The sequence below is a fragment of the Geofilum rubicundum JCM 15548 genome (genome assembly GCF_000974365.1).
GTDB classification, from domain to species: Bacteria; Bacteroidota; Bacteroidia; order Bacteroidales; family Marinilabiliaceae; genus Geofilum; species Geofilum rubicundum.
In genome coordinates this window covers 64834-87278 of record NZ_BAZW01000006.1, presented here as the reverse complement: position 1 = coordinate 87278, position 22445 = coordinate 64834, and the positions used below count along the sequence as shown (strand labels likewise).

General features: G+C 47.1%; 23 protein-coding genes. 16 read left to right on the top strand and 7 right to left on the bottom strand.

What is annotated here, in order from left to right:
* Nucleotide 1: 1 nt before the first annotated feature.
* From hisC to JCM15548_RS23070, 6 genes are all read left to right on the top strand, one after another.
* Complete coding sequence (gene hisC / locus JCM15548_RS04975) at nt 2–1039, top strand: histidinol-phosphate transaminase (protein ID WP_062122839.1); 1038 nt, start codon at nt 2–4, stop codon at nt 1037–1039.
* 33 nt (nt 1040–1072) lie between these two features.
* Nucleotides 1073–1975, top strand: a complete 903-nt coding sequence (locus JCM15548_RS04970; RefSeq protein WP_083984983.1) for an alpha/beta hydrolase — start codon at nt 1073–1075, stop codon at nt 1973–1975.
* A 12-nt stretch (nt 1976–1987) separates the two neighbouring features.
* Entirely contained in the window at nt 1988–3118 is a 1131-nt protein-coding gene (hisB, locus tag JCM15548_RS04965) for a bifunctional histidinol-phosphatase/imidazoleglycerol-phosphate dehydratase HisB (RefSeq protein WP_062123005.1), read from the top strand.
* A gap of 72 nt (nt 3119–3190) precedes the next feature.
* Entirely contained in the window at nt 3191–3985 is a 795-nt protein-coding gene (locus JCM15548_RS04960) for an SDR family NAD(P)-dependent oxidoreductase (RefSeq protein WP_062122835.1), read from the top strand.
* Nucleotides 3986–4666, top strand: a complete 681-nt coding sequence (locus JCM15548_RS23075; protein WP_227625484.1) for a VOC family protein — start codon at nt 3986–3988, stop codon at nt 4664–4666.
* Between the two features lie 11 nt (nt 4667–4677).
* Nucleotides 4678–5046, top strand: coding sequence for a VOC family protein (locus JCM15548_RS23070; RefSeq protein WP_227625483.1), 369 nt, complete (start codon nt 4678–4680; stop codon nt 5044–5046).
* Here JCM15548_RS23070 and JCM15548_RS04950 read toward each other — a convergent pair whose 3' ends face one another.
* Both JCM15548_RS04950 and JCM15548_RS04945 read right to left on the bottom strand, forming a co-directional pair.
* Nucleotides 5047–5445 (bottom strand): DUF2721 domain-containing protein, encoded by a 399-nt coding sequence (locus tag JCM15548_RS04950; RefSeq protein WP_062122834.1) that lies wholly within the window; start codon nt 5443–5445, stop codon nt 5047–5049.
* 10 nt (nt 5446–5455) lie between these two features.
* The gene (locus JCM15548_RS04945; protein ID WP_062122833.1) at nt 5456–6442 is read right to left on the bottom strand and encodes an aldo/keto reductase; all 987 of its coding nucleotides are present in this window, start codon (nt 6440–6442) and stop codon (nt 5456–5458) included.
* A 126-nt stretch (nt 6443–6568) separates the two neighbouring features.
* Here JCM15548_RS04945 and JCM15548_RS23065 point away from each other — a divergent pair, with 126 nt between their 5' ends.
* From JCM15548_RS23065 to JCM15548_RS04905, 10 genes are all read left to right on the top strand, one after another.
* On the top strand, nt 6569–6793 hold the full coding sequence (locus tag JCM15548_RS23065) for an adenylyltransferase/cytidyltransferase family protein (protein ID WP_227625503.1): 225 nt from the start codon (nt 6569–6571) through the stop codon (nt 6791–6793).
* Nucleotides 6766–7047, top strand: a complete 282-nt coding sequence (locus JCM15548_RS23060; protein WP_227625482.1) for a nucleotidyl transferase family protein — start codon at nt 6766–6768, stop codon at nt 7045–7047. The genes JCM15548_RS23065 and JCM15548_RS23060 overlap by 28 nt, the downstream gene beginning before the upstream one ends.
* A gap of 2 nt (nt 7048–7049) precedes the next feature.
* The gene (locus JCM15548_RS04935; protein WP_062122832.1) at nt 7050–8510 is read left to right on the top strand and encodes a redoxin domain-containing protein; all 1461 of its coding nucleotides are present in this window, start codon (nt 7050–7052) and stop codon (nt 8508–8510) included.
* A gap of 250 nt (nt 8511–8760) precedes the next feature.
* Nucleotides 8761–10455 (top strand): T9SS type B sorting domain-containing protein, encoded by a 1695-nt coding sequence (locus JCM15548_RS04930; RefSeq protein WP_083984979.1) that lies wholly within the window; start codon nt 8761–8763, stop codon nt 10453–10455.
* 12 nt (nt 10456–10467) lie between these two features.
* Nucleotides 10468–11049, top strand: coding sequence for a PorP/SprF family type IX secretion system membrane protein (locus JCM15548_RS25060; protein WP_062122828.1), 582 nt, complete (start codon nt 10468–10470; stop codon nt 11047–11049).
* The gene (locus JCM15548_RS25055) at nt 11043–11375 is read left to right on the top strand and encodes a type IX secretion system membrane protein PorP/SprF (RefSeq protein ID WP_083984978.1); all 333 of its coding nucleotides are present in this window, start codon (nt 11043–11045) and stop codon (nt 11373–11375) included. Before JCM15548_RS25060 ends, JCM15548_RS25055 begins: the two co-directional genes overlap by 7 nt.
* Before the next feature lie 20 nt (nt 11376–11395).
* Nucleotides 11396–12826, top strand: coding sequence for a PKD domain-containing protein (locus JCM15548_RS04915; RefSeq protein WP_062122824.1), 1431 nt, complete (start codon nt 11396–11398; stop codon nt 12824–12826).
* Between the two features lie 22 nt (nt 12827–12848).
* Nucleotides 12849–13163 carry a hypothetical protein gene (locus JCM15548_RS23050; RefSeq protein WP_227625481.1) on the top strand — a complete coding sequence of 105 codons (315 nt, stop codon included), beginning with the start codon at nt 12849–12851 and terminating at the stop codon, nt 13161–13163.
* A gap of 166 nt (nt 13164–13329) precedes the next feature.
* Nucleotides 13330–13830: a hypothetical protein gene (locus JCM15548_RS23045; protein WP_227625480.1), complete on the top strand. Its 501-nt coding sequence runs from the start codon at nt 13330–13332 to the stop codon at nt 13828–13830.
* Nucleotides 13827–17015 carry a ligand-binding sensor domain-containing protein gene (locus JCM15548_RS04905; protein ID WP_062122822.1) on the top strand — a complete coding sequence of 1063 codons (3189 nt, stop codon included), beginning with the start codon at nt 13827–13829 and terminating at the stop codon, nt 17013–17015. Before JCM15548_RS23045 ends, JCM15548_RS04905 begins: the two co-directional genes overlap by 4 nt.
* Before the next feature lie 74 nt (nt 17016–17089).
* Here the strand turns inward: JCM15548_RS04905 and JCM15548_RS04900 are convergent, their stop codons facing one another.
* From JCM15548_RS04900 to rsfS, 5 genes are all read right to left on the bottom strand, one after another.
* A complete protein-coding gene (locus JCM15548_RS04900) occupies nt 17090–18151 on the bottom strand; it encodes a lipid II:glycine glycyltransferase FemX (protein WP_227625479.1) in 1062 nt (353 codons plus the stop codon).
* 93 nt (nt 18152–18244) lie between these two features.
* A complete protein-coding gene (locus JCM15548_RS04895) occupies nt 18245–18892 on the bottom strand; it encodes a phosphatidylserine decarboxylase family protein (RefSeq protein ID WP_062122820.1) in 648 nt (215 codons plus the stop codon).
* Nucleotides 18893–18920: 28 nt separating this feature from the next.
* Nucleotides 18921–19739, bottom strand: coding sequence for a phosphatidate cytidylyltransferase (locus JCM15548_RS04890; RefSeq protein WP_062122816.1), 819 nt, complete (start codon nt 19737–19739; stop codon nt 18921–18923).
* 193 nt (nt 19740–19932) lie between these two features.
* A complete protein-coding gene (gene ftsH / locus JCM15548_RS04885) occupies nt 19933–21978 on the bottom strand; it encodes an ATP-dependent zinc metalloprotease FtsH (protein ID WP_062122813.1) in 2046 nt (681 codons plus the stop codon).
* Nucleotides 21979–22003: 25 nt separating this feature from the next.
* Complete coding sequence (rsfS, locus tag JCM15548_RS04880) at nt 22004–22381, bottom strand: ribosome silencing factor (protein WP_062122809.1); 378 nt, start codon at nt 22379–22381, stop codon at nt 22004–22006.
* Nucleotides 22382–22445 lie beyond the last annotated feature (64 nt).

The window sequence follows — 22445 nt, the reverse complement described above, 5'->3', positions numbered from 1 at the left end:
CATGAAGCCACTCGAACAATTGCTGCGCCCCAATATCCTCCGACTGAAGCCCTATTCCTCGGCACGGGATGAATACAGCGGCGAAGAAGGCATCTTTCTGGATGCCAACGAAAACCCCTTCAATGCACCCTACAACCGCTATCCGGACCCGCATCAGCGCAAACTTAAAAGGGTCATAGGCGAACTCAAACAATGTGACCCCTCTTCCATTTTTCTGGGCAACGGCTCGGACGAGGCCATCGACCTGGTATTTAGGGCTTTTTGCCGACCGGGAGTAGACAATGTGGTCTCCATCGACCCCACCTATGGCATGTACCAGGTAGCGGCCGAGACCAACGACATTGAAGTCCGTAAAGTACTGCTAACCCCCGATTTCGAGCTCAACACAGAAGCGGTGCTCAAGGCGGTGGACCAGCAGACCAAAATCATCTGGCTCTGCTCGCCCAACAACCCAACGGGCAACTGCTTTCATGAAGCCGACATCAAACAACTACTGACCACCTTTGAAGGCATTGTGGTTTTGGATGAGGCCTACATCGACTTTGCCCCTGGCAAAAGCCTGCTTCCCCAGCTCAGCGCATACCCGAACCTGGTGGTTCTTCAAACATTTTCGAAAGCCTGGGGCATGGCCGGCATTCGCTTGGGCATGGCCTTTGCCAGTCCCGACATCATTCAAATTCTCAGTCGCATCAAATACCCCTACAACCTGAATGTGCTCACCCAGCAAAAAGCCATGGAGCTGATTTCGAAAAACAAAGTGGCCACAGAGGATTGGATTGAGCTATTGATAGCAGAACGCCTGAAAATGGCTGAGCACCTGAAACAACTGCCCTTTGTCCACCATGTTTACCCCTCAGATGCCAACTTTCTTCTTCTGAAAACGCCCGATGCCAAAAAAATTTACAACTATTTGGTAGAGAGAAAAATTGTTATCCGCGACCGATCATCCGTTGCCTTATGCGCCGGATGTCTCAGAATCACCATCGGATCCCCGGAAGAAAACAAAGCCCTGATAAACCAATTAAGCGGCCTCCAATAATAAATGGAGCCCTCAGCCAGTAAAAACAAATATATGAAAAATACAATCACTTTACTCCTACTGATGACAGCCACCACCATCTTCAGTCAAAACCCCATTAATTTGTGGGAAGCAGAAGCGCCTTTTAACAAAAAAGGCGTGCATGTGGCCGAGATAAACGAGGGATCCCGCGTTTCCAAAGTTTCGATTCCTCAACTCTACCACTATCCGGCGGTACAGGCATCGGACAGCCTAAAACCAGCCATTGTGATTGTTCCCGGTGGCGGCTATGCACGTGAAGCCTTTGACCATGAAGGAATGATGGTGGGTGAATGGTTTGCAGAACGAGGCTTCGAAGCCTTTGTACTCAAGTACCGTCTGCCCGATGAAGAACTGACCAACAACTCGGCCTTTGTGCCCCTGATGGATGCCCAAGAAGCCATACATTGGGTGCGGAGCAGAGCCGGCCAATACAACATCGACCCCACAAACATTGGCATTATCGGGTTTTCAGCCGGCGGCCACCTGACCGCTTCGGCATCCACTCTTTTCCGTGAGCCGGTGAACGAACGCCTGAGCAGTCAGGATGTTCGCCCCGATTTTTCCATCCTCATTTATCCGGTTATCACCATGGATGCCAAAAACACGCACATGGGCAGCAGAGAGCATCTGATAGGAACCACACCAAACGCTGAGCTCATCGAAAAATTTTCATTGGAGAACCAGATCACGGAAGAAACGCCGAAAACATTCATGCTTCATTCGGCCGATGATGGTGCCGTGCCGGTCATCAACACCGAGCAATATGCGCACAACCTGACGCAAAAAGGCGTTGCGGTTACCAAAATCATTTTACCGGTGGGGGGCCACGGATTTGGCTTTCGCACCACGGGCCATGTAGCCTACTGGACGGCCTATCTCGACATCTGGTTAAAAAACAATATTCTGCAACCGTAACACATGCAAAAAATGAAGAAAAAAGTCCTGTTCATAGATCGTGACGGCACCATTATAAAGGAACCACCGGTGGACTATCAGGTGGACAGCCTGGAAAAACTGACCTTCTATCCCAAAGCCATTCGTAATCTTTATCTGATAGCGTCCAAGTTGGATTTTGAGCTGGTTATGGTGACCAACCAAGACGGTCTGGGAACCGACGCCTTTCCCGAAGACACTTTTTGGCCGGCGCACAACAAAATGATGACCACGCTCGAAGGCGAAGGCATTCATTTTGCCCGCGTGCATATCGACCGGTCCTTTCCTGAGGACAATGCCCCCACCCGCAAACCACGTACAGGGATGCTGGGCGAGTATTTGAGCGGGGACTACAACCTGGAAGGTTCGTTGGTCATCGGGGACCGCCTGACAGATATCGAACTGGCTAAAAATCTGGGGTGTAAAGGTATTCTGGTGCGACCAAAGGAGGCCGGATTGGCAGAACTGCAGAAAACGGAACTATCGGAAGCGTGTGCCTTTATATCGGACGACTGGGACGAAATGGCGGCCTTCCTTTTTAAAACGGAGCGTACCGCTGTGGTGGACCGCTCAACAGCCGAGACCTCCATTCACATTGAGCTGGATCTGGATGGCACCGGAAGCTGCAACATCAGCACGGGCTTGCATTTCTTCGATCACATGCTGGAACAAATTGGCCGCCACTCGGGTGTTAACCTGACCATTCAGGTGCAGGGCGACCTGCACGTGGATGAGCACCATACCATTGAAGATACCGGTCTGGCGCTGGGTGAGGCATTCCGACAGGCATTGGGCAATAAACGGGGCATCGACCGCTATGGCTTTTGTCTACCCATGGACGATGTGCTGGCACAGGTAGCCATCGACTTTGGCGGCCGTCCCTGGCTGGTATGGGAGGCTGAGTTCAAACGAGAGAAGGTCGGTGATATGCCCACCGAAATGTTCCATCACTTTTTCAAAAGCTTTTCAGACACCTCGCTGAGTAATTTAAACATCAAAGCTGAAGGCGGCAACGAACACCATAAAATTGAAGGCATTTTCAAAGCAATGGCCAAAGCCATCAAAGCCGCCATCCGCAAGGACCCTTTCAGTGACCAGTTGCCCAGCACCAAAGGCGTGTTATAGATGCCCCTATCAACCTACTAACCCTATTGACCTAACGACCTATTGACCTAATAACCTATCAACCTATTGCAAATGGACTTCTTCAAAAAAACAATATGGATCACCGGTGCGGCATCGGGAATGGGAAAAGCAGTAGCTATTGCACTGGCGCCCTATCAGACCACCCTGATCCTGTCCGACCGGGACGCTGAGGGTCTTGAAGTGACCGCCCGGGAGGCCACAAAAAAGGGCGCCCATGTCCTAACCCGAAGACTGGACATGTCAGACACCAACGCCATCAGCACAACGGCTCAGGAAGTCCTCCGGAAAGGTTACCAGATTAACGCCCTCTACCAATTTGCCGGTATCAGTCAGCGCTCCGTTGTGACGGAAACGCCCATCGAAAACGATCGAAAAATCATGGAAATCAATTTCATTGGCGTAGTCGCATTGACCAAAGCCCTGTTGCCCCACATGATTGAAAATGGCGGAGGACAATTGGCAGCCGCCTCCAGTCTGGTAGGGAAATTCGGCTTCCCCTACCGCTCGGCTTATTCAGCCTCCAAACATGCCTTACATGGCTTTTTTGAATCCATCGCAGCAGAAAATTACCCAAATAATATCCGCATCAGCCTGTTGATTGGCGGACGCATCCGTACCAATATTTCCAAATTCGCCATTGACAAAAGCGGGCAGGAACACGGACAAATGGATCCGGGTCAGGCCAATGGCATCAGCCCGGAAAAAGCGGCCCAACAAATACTCAGAGGCCTTCGTAAAGAAAAGTTAGAAATTCCCGTAGGTGGAAAAGAATTACTAATTTTGAAAATTAAACGCTTTTTTCCCAACTGGCACTCAAAATTAGTACGAAAAATAAACCCAATGTAAATGGCAAAAAGAATCAACGGCATTCAGCAATTAGGCGTAGGCGTAACAGATGTACAAACCGCCTTTAAATGGTATCAGACACATTTTGGTATGGACATCAAAATGTTTGAAGAGGCTGCCATGGCCGAGTTAATGCTGCACCATACCGAAGGAGAACCCCGCGAGCGCCATGCCATTCTGGCGCTGAATCTGGAAGGCGGCGGCGGTTTTGAAATATGGCAGCACACCGGGAAAGCCCCTGCAACACCGGGTTTTCAGCTACAATTGGGCGATTGGGGCATCAACATCGGCAAACTAAAAACGGCTGACATTCACAAAGCCTTTGACCAGTTCACTCAGCTCAATCTGGATATCCTCACACCTGTCGCCAAAGACCCCTCCGGCACGGAACACTTCTACCTGAAAGATTTGTATGGGAACATCTGGGAAGTGGTGGCCGATAATTTTGTTTTATTTAAACAAAAAGCGCTGACGGGAGGCATACTGGGGGTGGTCATTGGGGTGAAAGACATGGACGAAAGTCTGAAAGTCTACCGCGACATTTTAGGCTATGACCAGATTGTTTACGACCGGACCGATATTTTTAGCGATTGGGCAGGCGTGCCCGGCAGCGAACATCGCTGTAGAAGAATGCTCCTGAAGCATTCCCAGGCATACCATGCAGTTTCAGTCCCCTCTTAGGTCATTCAACCATGGAGTTGGTGCAAGTCATGGATCGGGAAGCCCGTGACATATACGAAGATCGCATCTGGGGCGATCCCGGATTTATCCACCTCTGTTACGACATCAACGGCATGGAAGAACTCCGCGAAGAAGTCAGCCAAAAGGGCTTCCCCTTTACCGTTGACAGCGCCAAGGCCATGGACACTTTTGACATGGGCGAAGCAGCCGGAGATTTTGCTTATATCCAGGCACCCGAAGGCACCCTTCTCGAGTTTGTGGAAACCCACAAAATCCCGTTGGTCAAAAAAATAGGCTGGTTTCTCAACCTGCAAAAGCGCGGTGAGAAACCCTTGCCCAAATGGATGTTTAAGTTATTCGGGGTTATGCGGGTGAAATAATCATTTCGTCTCCGTCATATCCCCCAGTTGAATATCCAGCGCCTTCACAGAGATTTGAATTTCGCGGATAGAGGTGCCCAGTGATAAGATCAGCAGCACCAGCGCGATACCAAAAACCACCTCTGCCATGGTCTGCCAGTGAACGTAAATCAGAAACATGGTAAATACGCACAGCAGCAGACTGGAAATGCCCAATATCTGCATGGCCCGCGTAAGCAGCAACCTTCGCTTCATGTTAACAATTTGTCCCAGCAGCACCGAATCCGGTGCCTCCTGGTAACGTTGATGCAGGCTGCGCACCAGCGAGGCGTAGGCCAGGAAGCGATTGGTGTAGGCCAGCATAATTAAGGAGATGGCCGAAAACAACACAGCCGGTGTGGTTAAATTCAGTTGTTCCATATCGCAAGTACTACCATAAGTGATGCACCTCTTTTTGAATATACTTTTGATAAACGTCATTGATGGCAGCTGTTTCTTCAGCGGTAAGCGGCGTTTCCCCAAAGACCGCCAGGTTCGACTCGACCTGTTCCACACGTGAAGCCCCCGGAATAATGCAACTGACGGCTTCATACTGCAAAATCCATTGCAAGGCCACAGCGGCCAGATTGTCGCGACCCGGCAAAGCGGCTTTCAACGCATTAACGGCCTTCAGTCCCAGCTCATAATCAATGCCCGAAAAAGTCTCACCCTTGTCAAAGGCCTCTCCTTGTCGGTTAAACTGACGGTGATCACCCGCCTCAAACCGGGTGGATGCCGAGAACTTCCCGGTCAATAACCCACTGGCCAAAGGCACGCGGACAATGATCCCCACCTGACGCTTTTGGGCTTCCTTGAAAAAGAGTTCGGCCGGACGCTGCCGAAAGGCGTTAAATATAATTTGAACAGTCGTTACGTTGGGGTATTCGATGGCCTTTAAGGCCTCTTCCACCTTTTCAACACTAACGCCCAGATTTTTAATCTTCCCCTGTTCCTTCAGCCGCTCAAAGCGCTCAAAAATCTCGGGGCGGTAATAGACTTCGGTTGGGGGACAGTGCAGTTGAATCAAATCCAGGGCTTCCAGACCGGTTCTTTGGAGACTGTCCTCCACATATTTCTGAAGCACATCGGGCGTATAACCGGCATTCACGTGGGGATTGATCTGGCGACCACATTTGGAGGCGACAAAAACCTCTTCGGAACGTGAACGCACCACTCTTCCGACGGCCTCTTCGCTCAATCCGGCTTCATAAACATCGGCCGTATCAATAAAATTCACCCCTTTATCAATGGCGGTATTTATTATATAGTCGGCATTTTCATGGTCAAAACCCGAACCCCATTTTCCGCCTACTTGCCAGGTTCCTAAGGAGATTTCAGATACTTTTAATCCTGTTTTGCCTAATAATCGATAATTCATTATAAATCAATTTTAATATAGTGGGTACGATATTTGCTGGATTTACATATTTGTTCAAATTTAAAAAAATCCTTGCGCTTTCAACTATTTTTTTCAATTTTACCAGTTCAAACAATTTTTAAAAACATGGAAAGAATTGCGATTTTTCCGGGATCATTCGATCCCTTCACCATAGGACATGAAAATATTGTTACCCGCGGCTTAAAACTTTTCGATCAAATAATTATTGCAGTGGGGCATAACACATCCAAGCATTATTATTTTTCGGTGTCAGACCGGGTGGATTTTATCAAGCACAATTTGCCAAAGAGCCCAGAGTGTGTGTGGAGCCTTACGAATCGCTTACGGTAGATTTTGCCATTGAAAAAAATGCGCACAGCATTTTAAGAGGGATACGTACAGCGGCCGACTTCGAATACGAAAGGGCCATCGCCCAGGTCAACCGCTTAATGACCAATATCGATTCGGTGTTTCTACTCACCACTCCTGAACACACGCCGGTTAATTCCTCCATTGTCCGAGACATTTTGAAACATGGCGGCGACGCCTCCAAGTTTATTCCCGACACCATCTATCAGCTCATTGAGGCGAAAAAACAGACCTGAGCATGACGCTTAAAACCATTCTCATTGCTTGCTGCCTCTCACTGGCCTTCGGCACCATCGGTGCCCAAGGTTCGCCCGACAGCACCCGCTTCTATGGCCATGCACCGGAGTATGCCGGCGTCCATATTGTATTCGAGACCTACACCAACTTCCTGATTCCTTCCACTTCTCCTGTGGTATCTGTGCCCATTAACGATGACGGGACCTTTGATTTCACCTTTCCCCTTTCCGAAACCACTTTTGCTTTTGCTGATTTGGGACGATTCAGGGCCACTATTTATCTGGAACCCGGCCAATCCTATCAGTTGGTTTTCCCTCCATTTCAACCCAAAACGGAGGTCGAGCGACTCAACCCCCACTTTCAGCAGGAAGAAGTCTTGCTGGGCATTGCCAATGCCGAAAGTCGCCTGCTCAACAGAAACATGGCGGAATTTGATGCGGAGTTAGACTTCTTCCTCAGTGAAAATGCCTTGCAACTATTTTTACAATCCGACACGACCAGAACGCGTGAGTTTCAGTCCGCACTCAATAAAAAATACAGCTTTGATCACCCGGTCTTCCATCGCCACAAACAGCTCTCCTTTCTCAAACTATGGCAACCAGCCATGCGCCGGCAAGAGCGGCAGTTGATGGCCGACCTTATGAATAGGCCGGTGGCGTATCATCTCCCCATCTACTGGGATGTTTTCAACTCTCTTTTCAAAGGCTTCTTCCCCGGTGGTTTTTCAAGGGAGGTTCGACCGGAGATTCTGGGCTCTATCGGACAAAGACGGCCTTTCCACCAAATTGTGGATTCGGCGATGCAAGATACCCTGTTCACCAACAGAACCCTCACCGAGATCGTAATATTGCATGGTTTATACGAAGCCTTTTACAATAAAACTCTGACCGAAGCCACCATCCTGCATATTCTTCAAAATGCCCATACAGATGCTTCCACCCAACAAAACCGGGAAATGGCCAGGCAGTTTTATCAAAAAACATCCAGTTTAAGACCCGGCACTGAAGCGCCTGACTTTCAGCTCACAGACGCTAAAGGAAAAGAAAAGAGACTGAAAGACTACCGGGGTAAATTTGTTTACCTGAACTTCATTCACACCCAGAACTATGCCTGCCAAAAAGACCTCATGGTTCTGGAACAGTTTTACAGAGGGATGCGTAAGGAGCTGGAGATCGTCACCATTGTTTTGGATGAATCCTATGAGTCCATGGAGCGCTTTGTTAAGAACCATCCCTACAAATGGGATTTTCTGCATTTTGCCAACGCTCCCCAAATCCTGGAAACCTACAATATAATGGCCGTTCCTGCCTATTACCTGATTAATCCCCATGGCCAGCTGTCTCTTTCACCGGCACCTGCTCCCGAAGAAAATTTCAGGGAACGCTTTGCCGAACACTTCATTGAATTTCAACGTGAGGAATTGCGTCGGAATCCACCTCAGGAACGGAGCATTTTCAGATAAATCTCGTTTTCAAGTGCTTCAAAGCAGACAAAACCCTCTTTTTAATCACTTTTTCAGACGATTTTAAAAAGAAGGCTTTCTTTTTTCCCTAAAAATTCATAAAATTACAGGCAAAAGACCAGAGCCATGCAGGATTAAGGTAATTCCTTAGTCCTCCAAGGGTCAAAAAGGACAATGACCTCCCCTTCCCTGCCAAACATAACCTTTAAGTCGTTATGTTTATGGATGCTAATTACCTAACTGAAACCAAATGCAACGCAGGCTCCCATTCCTTCTATTTCTGATCTCCCTTTTGTTCGTGTCGGCGCCCACTTTCGCGCAGGAACAACTTGTGGCTGAAATCATTACGCCCGACGCCGAATTCTGCGAAAGTGGTGAAGTGACCATTCAAATCAAATTTGGGGAAGATTTTGACCCCCAGTTTGATGCCTGGATTAGCATCAGTCATGCAGGAGGCACCAACACCAGCTCTTTTGTGGAGAACTATGACCCCTCCTCAAATGATAACAATTACACCTACAGCAGAACCCTGTTACTTGACAATTTAACCTATAGCTATGGTGAGCTTATAATAAGAATCGATAAGGCCATAGATGGAAACGGCACTGAATACACAGGCCAAGATGTCGGTGGATCCACCACCGTCACCCTCTTCAAAACGCCCTCTTCTCCGTTTACGGCAGGCGATGACATAGCTACCTGCGGTTTATCTGCGACGCTCAATGCCACCCCGGGCACCGAGAGCAACAGCTATAATTGGGAAGCCCTTGCGGGCACTTCTTTGAGTGACGCCAATATCACCAATCCCCTTTTTACGGCAGACGAGGATGGGACGTATGAATTGACCTTTACCCAGACCAATGGGGCTTGCCGTGTTTCCGATCAGGTGTCTGTGGCTCTTTGGGGACAACCTTCGGCCACCCTTTCAACCGGAAGTGAGATCTGTGGTACCGGCGATGCGGAGATCGATTTTGAGCTTCAGGGCTATGGCCCCTGGGAGGTCCATTATTCTTACGGTACTGAAACGGGTCAGTTCACCACTTCTGACAACAACCCTACACAAATTCATACGCTGACAGGAGAGACCAGCTTTCAGCTGCTGTCCGTTACAGACGTCAATGATTGCTCCACCAGCTATACAAACGAGCCTGGCACAATGGCCACCGTGGTCGACCTGCTGCCCACTGCCAATGCCGGCAATGACAGGGAGGTCTGCGGTAAGGAGGTGACGCTTTCAGCGGCAGAACCACCCATCGGGACAGGCACCTGGAGCGGCGGCGGCAGCTTCGGCAACAACAATGATAAAAACAGTCTGTTTGAGCCGGACCCTTTCACAGGAGAAGTAAGCAAAACGCTGACATGGACCGTCGAAAACAAGGACTGCGCAGTCAGCGACCATTTGGTGGTCACCTTTTTTGAGCAGCTGGCGGATGGCGATATTTCGGCGGGAGAAGACACGCTGTTGTATCAACAGGCATCCTACATTCTGGATGCAACGCCGCCGCCCTTTGGAGTGGGTACCTGGACCGTTATTGCGGGCTCTGGCCTTATTTCTCAATTAAACGATCCAAAGGCAGAGTTAACCCAACTTGATTTTGGACAGACCCTATTGCGCTGGACCGTCACCAATGGTCTGTGCGAACCGGTCTGGCAGGAAGTCGGGATTACCGTGCAGGGCCTCCAAAACCCAACAGGATTTTCGCCCAACGGAGATGGTAAAAACGACCTGTTTATAATTCCGGGAGCGGAGTTCATCGAAAACAACCAATTGATTGTTTTCAACCAGCAAGGCTCCGTTGTTTACAAAACCGCTAATTATCAAAACAACTGGAAGGGGACCAAACAAAATGGAGAAGTCCTTCCGGAAGGTTATTATTATTACGTATTCAGCGGAAAGGGTGTAGAAATCAAAGACTATCTGATTATCAAACGTTCCATCCGCTAAAGCCGATATACAATGAAGCAATTCCTGACCATCATCTTTTTGAGTGCCCTTTGTGTCAACGCTGTTGCTCAAAAAGAACTGGTAATGACCCAGTACATGCACAATCAGTTTGCCATCAATCCGGCTTTCGCGGGCTCCCGAGAAACATTGACTGCCTTTGCAGCTTATCGAATGCAATGGAGCGGAATCCCGGATGCCCCCAACGCCCAGTTCTTTTCCATACATGCCCCCTTAAAAAACAACCAGGTTGCTCTGGGCGCTTCCTTCTTCAACGAAAACATATCCATTGTCCGAAACACAGGATTTTCAGCAGCCTATGCCTATCGTATAAAAGCAGGGGCCAACAGTCGGCTGGCCCTCAGTCTGAATGCCGGCCTTTTGTCGTCCAAATCGAGTTGGGATAAGATCAGTCTGACCCAGCCGGAAGATCCCGCCTTTGGTGAAAGTGAGACCCACATCGACCCCATGCTGGGTTTTGGAATCGCCTGGTACAGCCCCCAATTCTTTGCCGGCTTATCTGTTCCGGATCTTTTCTATAACGCTCCTTTGACGATGAATCGCCCGTTTTTGAGCCATCCCGGACCAATATTCTGATCACGGCCGGTTATCTGTACCAACTCAACCCGCAGTTATCGCTGCAACCTTCTACCCTGATAAGGTACAACCCTGACCAGTCTGCCATTGTGGACATATCCGCCAATGCCTTGATTCAAAACCGTGTCTGGACGGGCATCACTTACCGTACCAACAGTGAAATAATAGGCATGGCCGGTTGGCAGGTCAGCCCACAGCTGAGAGTCACTTACAGCTTCGATTACCCCACCGGGGACCTTAGCAGTTTAAACAGTGGCAGTCACGAAATTTCATTACAATTTGATTTTGGCTATAAAATCAACACGGCCAACCCCCGTTTTTTTTAACTGTCCTAAATAAGCCCTGCATGATTGGCCAACTTAAAAGCATTAATACCATGACCACACTTTACAGTCGCTCCATACAATTACTGCTATTAGGTCTGCTACTGACACCTTGTGTAAAGGCGCAGGACATTAGCCTTTCAAAACTCAACGTCAACACTACCAACAGTGAAATGGCCCCCATGGTCCTGGACTCCACGCTTTACTTTATTTCGAACCGCAAAAGCAGCGTATTGGTCAACGTATTTACCCAGGACGACCAACATCTGTACAAGTTGTATTCTGCACCTCTGGAACCCGATGGCAGAGCAGGCAAAGTCACGCTTTTTGAACCAACGGCTGACCAGCCTTTAACTTCCGGCCCCATCACTTTTTCTCCGGACGGTGCCTTGCTCATTACCACACTTAACCAAACCAGGGAACTGAGTTCTGCCAGACATTCGGATACCGAAAACCAGCTCCGGCTCTATCAGTCGTATAAAAGGCGCGACAGTTGGCAGACACTCGATGAAATTCCTTTCAATATTGGCAATTATTCCGTTACCCACCCATCCCTTTCGCCCGATGGGGGCATGTTGTTTTTCGCCTCCAATAAGCCGGGGGGTTATGGAGAAACAGATCTATACGTGAGTCGGCGAACAGCCACAGGCTGGGGCACCCCCGAAAATCTGGGAGAGACCATCAACACGCCCGGCAGCGAACTATTCCCCTTCTATCACCCTTCAGGCAAGCTCTATTTTACCTCTGACGGTCATGGCGGGATGGGAGGCATGGACATCTTCTATACGACCTATAGCACTCAGTGGTCGCCTCCGGTGGGGCTCGAAGCCCCCATCAATTCGTCCGCTGATGATTTTAGCTGCTACATTTTTCCGGATGAAGCCACCGGGCTTATGGCCTCCAATCGGGAAGGAAGTGACAACCTCTACCAGTTTAAATACGAGATGATTTTCTGCGAAACGCCCAATGAAGTCGTTGAAGATGTCTATTGCTTCACCTTTTACGAAGAAGGCGATTTCGACAAAGACACCGTGCCTCATCAGTACCGCTGGGAATTCAGTGACGGTGTACAGGCCAGAGGGGACGAAGTGGACCATTGTTTTCCCGGACCGGGTTTTTATGAGATATTTCTACACGTCATAGATTCCATTACCGGGGAAGAGTTATATGCCGTGGCCAACTATGAACTCTTGCTCGAAGAAACAAAGCAAGTCTATTTCTCAGCACCCGACACCCTGCCTCTGGGAGACACCCTCACCTTGGATGCTCAGTTGATGGGATGGGGAGAAATGGAACCGGTTCAATACTTTTGGGAACTGGAAGAGAACGAAGAAATACGTTTAGGTAAAACCATTCAGCATATTTTCCGTAAGAAAGGTACATATACCATCAAATGCGAAGCATATTGGGAGGACAACCAACTATGCTCCTACCGGACCATAGTTGTTGAATAAGCCCATAATTAACATGAATAAGATGCCAATAAAACAATTTTTAATCATCCTGTTTCTGATATTTTTTGCAGGAATTCATCTTCACAGTCAGCCCGTTCCGGCCATAGATGAAAACATCGATGCCCTGGTGACTTTTGGAAAAGAGGGAGAAACAGCCTGGGGGGATGATGACTTTGTACAAATCATTTTTTTAGCATACCTGAAACATTTCAGGACCCTGTTTTCATTCGGGTTTTTGATCCGGATGCCGGAGGAGAATTCGATGAACAAAAAGGAGAGTGGGATACACGCACCAACTTTGCTGTATTTGGGGGTGATGGCGCATGTTCCAATGTAGATGCCCAGCGAATTACCAGAGATGGGAACTTCAGAAGCGGTACCATGCTGGCCTCGCGTACCTTTGACAGCAATGCCCGGTGGGATGGCCAATGGTATACCTTTGGCCCCTTTAATCCCTCTGAAGGAGAACTTCTTCCGAATACGGGGGCTATGTTTTTAAACTCGTGGTGGAAGGCATCAGCGGTGACGATGGCAATCTGTACCGTCTGTTTTTAAGTACCGAAAATCAAGAAAGCCGCTCCATAGAAGGCGCTTTCGCCTTCTATTTCAAATACAAATTTCGCTTACATGACGATGTCAATGAAGTCTCTCATATTTATCCTTACATCAATGAGCGGGTAATTGCCATCAAACAAAGCAATTTTGACTGGGACAACGATGGCATTATTCGCATCATATCTCCATCCAAGAATGGCGAAAGAATGGCCATTTCCGGTGATGACAATTGGGCGACCAGCACACATGAAATTACGCAGGATGATATCAACAGCTCACTGGACATCCAAATGATAAAAAATAAACAAGCCGATATCCGTAATAACAATGTGGTCATCTACCTGGAAAACCAATATGGGGAACTATTGCCCTTTTACAGTATTCCCATTGGTGGAATTCCCAAATATAAATACAGTATTGGCATAAAACCTAAAGCACCCATTCGATGATTGACATGCTCCGTAGGATAAGAAAATATTTGGTACTGGCGCTCATAATAGGGCATTATAGTTCTCATGCCCAAACGTTTCAGTTTAGAAACTACGATTCTAACATGGGTCTCCCCCAAAACTTCATCTATGCTTTGGAACAGGGCTCCGATGGCTTTCTATGGATTGGAACCGGAGAAGGTCTGGTACGTTACGATGGTTTAAAATTCACTTCCTTTTCGACGCGTGACTCACTGGCTGATAATTTTGTGATGTCCATGCAGGAGGATAGTGAGGGCACGCTGTGGATTGGCCACAACAATGGCGATATCACCTACCTGGAGGACCGCCAATTCACCCCGGTCCGGTTGCCCGACACCAACAGTCCTATCCGGGATATCAACCACGACAATCAGGGCAACACCTGGGTAACTATTCAAAATAGCGGCTTCGCCAAAATTGACAAATACAAAAATGTAACCACCTGGTTCGACACCGGCAGCCTCGGATACACTCTTTTTTATTCCATTTATCCGCTGGGCGACAACACGATATTGCTGGGAACCTCTGAAGGGCTCATGCGACTAACGGTCACCAACGATGGAAAAATTCAGCGGCTCGAGAAGTTCGATGAGATTCCCATGACCACCATTACCTCCATTACCCCTCGTAAAGGTATTCAGGATGAGTTCTGGATTGCCACTGAGGATGAAGGCTTTTACAAGTTCGCACTCACCCAATCCAAAGCCACTCAGATTATTGACAAAAGCCTTTGCCTCACTTTCAATCTGGGACATGAAAACATCCAGGATATCGAAGAAGAAGATGAAGGTCATTTATTGTTAGCCACCTGGGGAAATGGGGTTATCAAGCTGTTTTACGATGCCCATAAACAGGAGTTTACCGAATCCTTCACCTTTTCGGTGATCAACGGAATGAGCAACAATTTTGTGAAGGATCTTTTAGCCGATACGGAAGGAAACTATTGGTTTGCCACCTACGGTGGAGGGGTTTCTTCGCTCGTTGATGAAAGCATGGTGTTTTACGATCTGGAAACCATTGGTTTTCAAGACAACAAAGCACACTCCGTATTTCATGCCAACAACCGTTTGTGGATTGGACTGGAAAATGGTTTAATGGTAGCGGACCCCTTCTGTTTTACAGATTTTGAATTTTACGATGTTGAAATGGGCATTCCCAGAGATGTTGTTACCGGCTTTTATGCCGACTCTGTGGAGACGGTTTGGGTGGCGACTGAAAACAATGGCCTGTTTTACCGGGCAAAAGACGAAAGCACATTTTCACGCTGGCCTTATACCAATTCCACTACCGGAAAAATGATCAATGACATTACGGGCAGTGGCCACCAGATTTACCTCGCCACCGTTGGGGGATTCTTTCAGTTAGATATCAAAAACGAATCGGTGGTTCAACTGACAACAGAAAACGGCCTGCCCCACAACAACATCAACTTTGTCTATTCTGACGGTAACGGAGAATTATGGATAGGCCCCAAAAACAGCGGTATTTGCCGAATTGAAGCACAGAATATCGAGATTCACCGAATTACTGAAACGCCCTCCGATATTTTTGACATGACCCACGATTTAGAGGGCCATATATGGCTGGCCACACAGGGCAGAGGCATCCTGAAATACCAGGAAGATTCACTCACCTACATTGATGTATCTCACGGCCTGTCTAAAAACTTCTGTTACAGCATATTGACCGACCAGCAAAACCGTTTATGGGTGACCCATTTTCCGGGTTTAAGTTCATTGGACCTATCCACTCAGCAAATCAGAACCTATGACTACGAACAAAATCTGGGCGTGGATTTTTACAATAGTTATGTAGACCAAAACCAAAATGTATGGTTTTCTTCCAGCCAGGGAGTCATCAACTACTTTCCCGACAAAGATGTAGAAAATGAAGTTGCCCCCAATCTGAACTTTACTTCCGTCCGGGTTTCAGGTGAAGAACACAACTCATTGAACGATTTGGTGCTTCCCTATCCCTATAGAGACTCATACACCTTTAGGTTTGAATTTATAGGCATCAGTTTTAAAGACCCCAAGGCGGTGACCTATCAGTACAGTCTGACCCGCAATGGAGAATCAGAGGAAGCCCACTGGATCGACCTGGGTACTACGTCCTTCAGGGAATACGAATACCTGCCCGATGGAGATTATCTCCTACAAATAAGGGCCTCCAATGCAGATGGCATCTACAACAAAAAACCGCTATCCATTCGTATTTATATTGAACCTCCGATATGGAAAAAGCTCTGGTTCTACCTGATTTTAATTAGCGCCATTGTCTATGCCATATTCCTAATCATCAGAATCAGGGAGCGAAAACTACTCAGACAAAAAGAGGCCTTGCAAAGAGAAGTGGAATCACAGACCATTACCCTGCGTGAACAGAAAGCAGAAATTGAACGTAAAAACCGAGATATAACCGATAGTATTAACTATGCCAAGCGCATTCAATCCTCTATTTTGCCGGAATCGTCCATTCTGGAAAGCACCTTCAATGAATCCTTTATTTATTTTGCGCCCAGAGACATTGTGAGTGGTGACTTTTACTGGTTTCATCCCTTTAAAGACAAGTTCCTGGTTTGTGTGGCCGATTGCACAGGGCACGGTGTTCCCGGAGCTTTCATGTCCATGATAGGCACTACCCTGCTCAATGACATCGTTAAACGGGAAGAAGTGGAGTCTCCGGCCGATATTCTTCACCGCCTCGATTTGGAAATTAAAATCCTGCTTCAAAAAAACGAAGTGGAGTTTTCCCGTGACGGCATGGATATTTCAATTGTTGAAATTGACCTGAACAGCAACAAGATAAGGTTGGCATCTGCCAAGCGACCGGTCTATTTATACATCAACGGAGAATTTATTGTGTACAAGGGGAACCGCAGAAGTATTGGCGATACCATCATGGAAGACAACAGTGAATTTGTGAATATCGCCTATGAAACCAGTCCGTCAGATTGCATATATCTGTTTTCTGATGGCTATTCCGACCAGTTTGGGGGACCCGATGGTAAAAAATTCATGACCACCAATGTCAGAAAATTACTCATGGAAATAAAAGACCAGCCCATGCACGAGCAATCCCAACTCATCCGGCAAACCTTTATGGATTGGAAAGGTGATGAAGAGCAGGTGGATGACGTTGTTTTCATGGGCATCCGGCTTTAGGCTAAAAAGGGGTACGCTATACATGGTACCCCTGACTGGCCATTTCCATGGCAGTAAAGTAACTGTACTTTTTATCATCCAAGGGATAATCCCAACTTCCCAGCGTGTGGTAAATATCCCCACCAAATCCCGTTTAAACGGTATAAACCATACATCGGGTGTTCCGGATCCGGATTGGGTGCAATACCAAACATGTCGTATTCGGTACAACCCATACTTTTGGCTTTGGCAATGGCCCCCCATTGAATGGCATAACTACCCATCATGCTTTTCATTTGCGAAGAGGAGGCCCCATATAAATAGGTGGCCCGCCTGCCCGATATGACCAAAAACATGGCAGACAGAGGGATGTTGTCAATTTCTGCCACCAAAAGCTTTACTTTGGCCGGAGAATGCGCGTGCATGGAAGGGGCCGTCAATACAGCCCGAAAGTATTCAATGTCATGTAAAAAAATCCCATTGCGCATGGCCGTCTCGCGATACAGGTCATACCAGATATCCAGCTGATCAAAATCAAGCTCACGTACTTGCACCCCTTTACGAAAAGCCAGCCTGATGTTATACCGGGTTTTGGATTTCATTTTTGCCAAAATCTGTTGATCCGTCATCTTCAGATTAAGAAAAAGCGTGTTGGAAGGGAGAATGTTGCTGAAAGCTTTTTTGAAGCCCCAATTCTCCGTACCATAATTAAACCGGATCTCCTGAATAGCCTTTTCGGGCGGTCCGGACCAATGTCCGTCCCGGTCATAAAAATCACTGTCACCGGCCCAATACGATTGCCAAAACAGATCATAACGAATGGCAATACAATCGGCCGGCAAATAGGATTTCAGAGATTCAGACAGCTCTTCCAGGAAAGCACCCTGCGACCCCTCGGCCGGCTCAAGTTCCGGTCCGTATGGCACGTAGGCCACTGAATGATTGCGATCCAATCGTTGATTGACCACCAATAAATCAGAAACAATGAAACCTTTATCTTTGGCAGAATCAAAAAAATCTTCACGACGGCCTTTAAAATTAAAGGCCATGGAGGGGACCCCCAATTCCTGTTTCACGTGCGACCAAAAGGCCGTTTGCTGAACAATGGGTGACTCAAAAACCTCATCTATATCCTTTCGGTAAACTTCCGTCAACATATCACTTCAAATTTTATAAAAAACAAAACCACAATGAGGATTCTTATTCAGAATCCTCATTGTGGAAAATATCGTTGGAAAAGAGAACCCTGTTTATTCCAGCCAACCAAGGATGGTCTGTTTACCACGAACAACCTGGCCCAGTTTAACGTCTATACGCGATCCTACAGGCAGATAAATATCCACTCTGGAACCGAATTTAATAAAACCCATCTGCTTACCTTGAAAGGATTTCGTATCGGCCTCAGCGTAACAAACAATGCGTCTGGCCACAGCCCCGGCCACTTGTCGCACCACCACCACTTTGCCACTTTCGTGTTCAATGGCCACGGTTGTACGTTCATTTTCGGTAGATGCTTTGGGCAGATAGGCAGACATAAAACGGCCGCTGTGGTGCTTAAAGTACCTGATCACGCCTGATAAGGGATACCAGTTGATATGAACATTAAAAACATTCATAAAAACAGAAACCTGAATGGCTTTACCCTGAAGCACCTCGTTTTCCTCAACTTCTTCAATAACTACGATTTTACCATCAGCAGGAGCTATAATGGCGTTTTCGTGCAAATACCCTTCCCGTCTGGGACTTCTAAAAAAGTTTAAAACCAAAAAGAAGAGGACTGCTGAAACCGGTATGCTCCAAACCATGACGCCGGGAATCAATGCCAATAACAGGTTGACCACTGTAAGAGCCGCCAATACAGTGACAAGGATTTTATATCCTTCTTTGTGAATTGTCATAAAAGCTTCAATGTATTAAAATCAACTTTCAAAAAATATAACGTATTAAAATAAGATATCCGCAAACAAGCGGTGCAGCAAATATAACAGCATCAAACCGGTCCAGCACGCCACCGTGCCCCGGTAACAAAGAACCGGAATCCTTCACATTCACACTTCGCTTAAGCATGGATTCAACCAAATCACCAAAGGTACCCATTACCGATATGATCATTCCAATGACCAACCAGTGAATCACATTCAATCCCCCGTTAAAATAATGGATAATGTAAGCCACAATCAGCGTAAAAACAAATCCGCCAATGGCACCTTCCCAACTTTTGCGGGGAGAAATTCTTTTAAAAAGCCGGCGTTTCCCGAAATTTACCCCAACGAGGTAAGCCCCTGAATCGTTTGCCCAAATCAGGATAAAAAATCCCAACAATAAACCAAAATCATAACTCCCCCCTTTAAACACCAAAAAGTGAAGAAAAGAAAAGGGCAGCGCCACATAAAAGGGGATAATCAGCGTACAGGCAATGTTCAGGAGCGGGGTGTTTGAATTCCGGAACAACTCAATGATAAAAACGGCAATAATCATGGGAACAATGAACATCAGCCATTGAACAGCCATCCCTCCTGAAAGCACGAAAAAAGAAATCAGATACCAAAAGGATCCCAGGGTAATGGCTGAACCAATCTGAGCACTCACAGGGCGGGCTTTAACGAGTTCTACAAACTCCAGCATCCCTAATAAAACAACTGTGAAAAAGATGAGTAAATAAGAGAATTGATGCCACCACATGCCTCCAATGATGGCTATCACAAAAATGATTCCTGTAAGAACACGTTGCCAAAAATTATTCACTCAACTCAGTTTTAGAATATAATTATGCATGCTTTTTACAGAAAAGCACATCATTTTATAAATATAGCTATCCAAATTCAGGATGCAAAATTAATACAAAGATTCAATTTTAAAAATTTAACACTGGCCGTCGAATGAAAAAACGGCCTGCTTAAATCACCGGAAGATGAACAACAGGCCCTTTTCAGATCAACTACTCCGTACCGGGTTTTAAATCATCCGGCTCACCAGAAACAGGCGGAGCATCCGAATTTTTGGATGTATCCTCCGCAGGCTTAGATGTTCCATTGAGATCTTCCTCAATAACATGTTCCGAAAGCTTCCGCTTGCCAAAGATCTGTTCCAGATCCTCGCTGAAAATAACTTCCTTCTCCAAAAGCAGTTCGGCCAATTGGTTATGCTTGACCGCGTTGTCTTTGAGAATGTTTTTGGCACGTTCGTATTGGTCCTCAACGATGCGCGAAACCTCCTCATCAATCACCTGCGCCGTGTGCTCGCTATAAGGCTTACTAAAAGCATACTCGTTTTGGCCGGTTGAATCAAAGTAACTCAAATTCCCGATTTTGGGACTCATGCCAAAATAAGAAACCATGGCATAAGCCTGACGGGTTACCTTTTCCAGATCATTCAATGCACCGGTTGAAATACGACCAAAAACAAGGTCCTCCGCGGCTCTGCCTCCCAGCGTGGAACACATTTCATCCAGCATCTGCTCATAGGTGTTTAATGAGCGTTCTTCGGGCAAATACCAGGCAGCCCCTAAAGCTTTACCTCTGGGAACAATGGTGACCTTCACCAAAGGATGCGCAAACTCCAATAACCAGCTAATGGCGGCATGACCAGCTTCATGAAAGGCCACCGCCCGTTTTTCACTTTTAGATATGATTTTATTCTTTTTCTCCAGACCACCAACAATGCGGTCCACAGCATCCAGGAAATCTTCCTTCTCCACCACCTTTTTCCCTTTACGTGCGGCAATCAAGGCAGATTCGTTACAAACGTTGGCAATGTCGGCTCCTGAGAAACCCGGTGTTTGGCGGGCCAGAAACTCCGACTTCACATCATCCCCTAAACGCAGGGGACGCAAATGCACCTCAAAAATGGCTTTACGCTCATTCAGGTCAGGCAACTCCACACTGATCTGACGGTCGAAACGACCGGCCCGCATCAGGGCCCGGTCCAGAACATCGGCCCGGTTGGTGGCTGCCAGAATAATCACCCCACTGTTGGTCGCAAAACCATCCATTTCAGTCAACAACTGATTCAGGGTATTCTCCCGTTCATCGTTGCCACTAAAATTCACATTCTTACCACGGGCGCGACCAATGGCATCTATCTCATCAATAAAGACAATACAGGGTGCCTTTTCTTTGGCTTTCTTAAACAAATCACGAACCCGTGAAGCACCGACGCCCACAAACATCTCTACAAAATCGGAACCCGACATGCTGAAGAAAGGTACATTGGCTTCACCGGCCACAGCTTTGGCCAAAAGCGTTTTACCCGTTCCGGGAGGGCCCACCAGTAAGGCGCCCTTAGGGATTTTACCACCCAGTTCAGTGAACTTTTCGGGCTTCCGCAAAAACTCCACGATCTCTTCCAGCTCGGTCTTGGCCTCCACCAAACCGGCCACGTCTTCAAAAGTAACTTTAACACCCGTTTCTTTATCAAACATGCGGGCTTTGGACTTGCCCACATTAAAAATATTGCCGGCACCGCCGCCACCGCCCTGAGAACTCATTCTTCTGAAAATGAATATCCAGATGGCGATAATCAACAATATGGGCCACATCATCATAAAGAAATCACGGAAGAGATTGGTGCGTTCTTCATATTCGATGGGAATACTTATTCCTTGTTGTTCTTCAATCACTTTCCTGGCTTCTTCCAACTTATCAAGGGTGGGGTAACGCACCGTTACATGAGGCCCGGTCCGGGGCACAGCACTCACATCCTTGAGAATATCGTTGTACTTATCCAGTGCGTTTTCATTGAAGGTAATCTCCGCCTTGCCCTCATTGGTAATGACCACGATTCGTGTGATATCACCTGCAGGCAACACTTGCTCTTCAAAAACGCTCCACGACAAGTTTTGCGGCGTTTGCCCCACATTAAACAAACTAATCGCAATCAGTGATACCAGTATAATACCGTATATCCAGTAAGCATTGAACTGAGGCATTTTTGGCCCGGGCTTATCCCCTTTGTCCCCATCCGTATTCTTTTTTTCTTCTGCCATTACTTGCAAAAAATTAAATTCTCAATTAAAACAAATTTTGAATATCGCTACGCTCACCATCGGCCCATAGAGTCTCCAGACTATAAAACTCACGAACCGGTCGCTGAAACACATGCACAATCACATCCATGTAATCGAGCAATATCCATTCAGCATTCTCGCGACCTTCGATATGAAAGGGCTTGTCAGCCACCTTTTTTCTCACATAATCTTCAACAGAGTCGGCAATCGTAGACACATGTACGTTGCTGTCTCCGTCACATATAACAAAATAACTTGTCAGGGTATTCTCCACAGAAGTTAAATCGAGAACGGTAATATTAACGCCCTTTTTCTCCTGAATACCCTCAACCACTGCATCAACCAATTGTTTTGTAGCAATCGCTTCCTGATTTTCTATCATTCCTAGTTTTTTATCCATCCAAATGGGTCTGCTTTAGAATTATAAAACAGATGATTAAAGAATT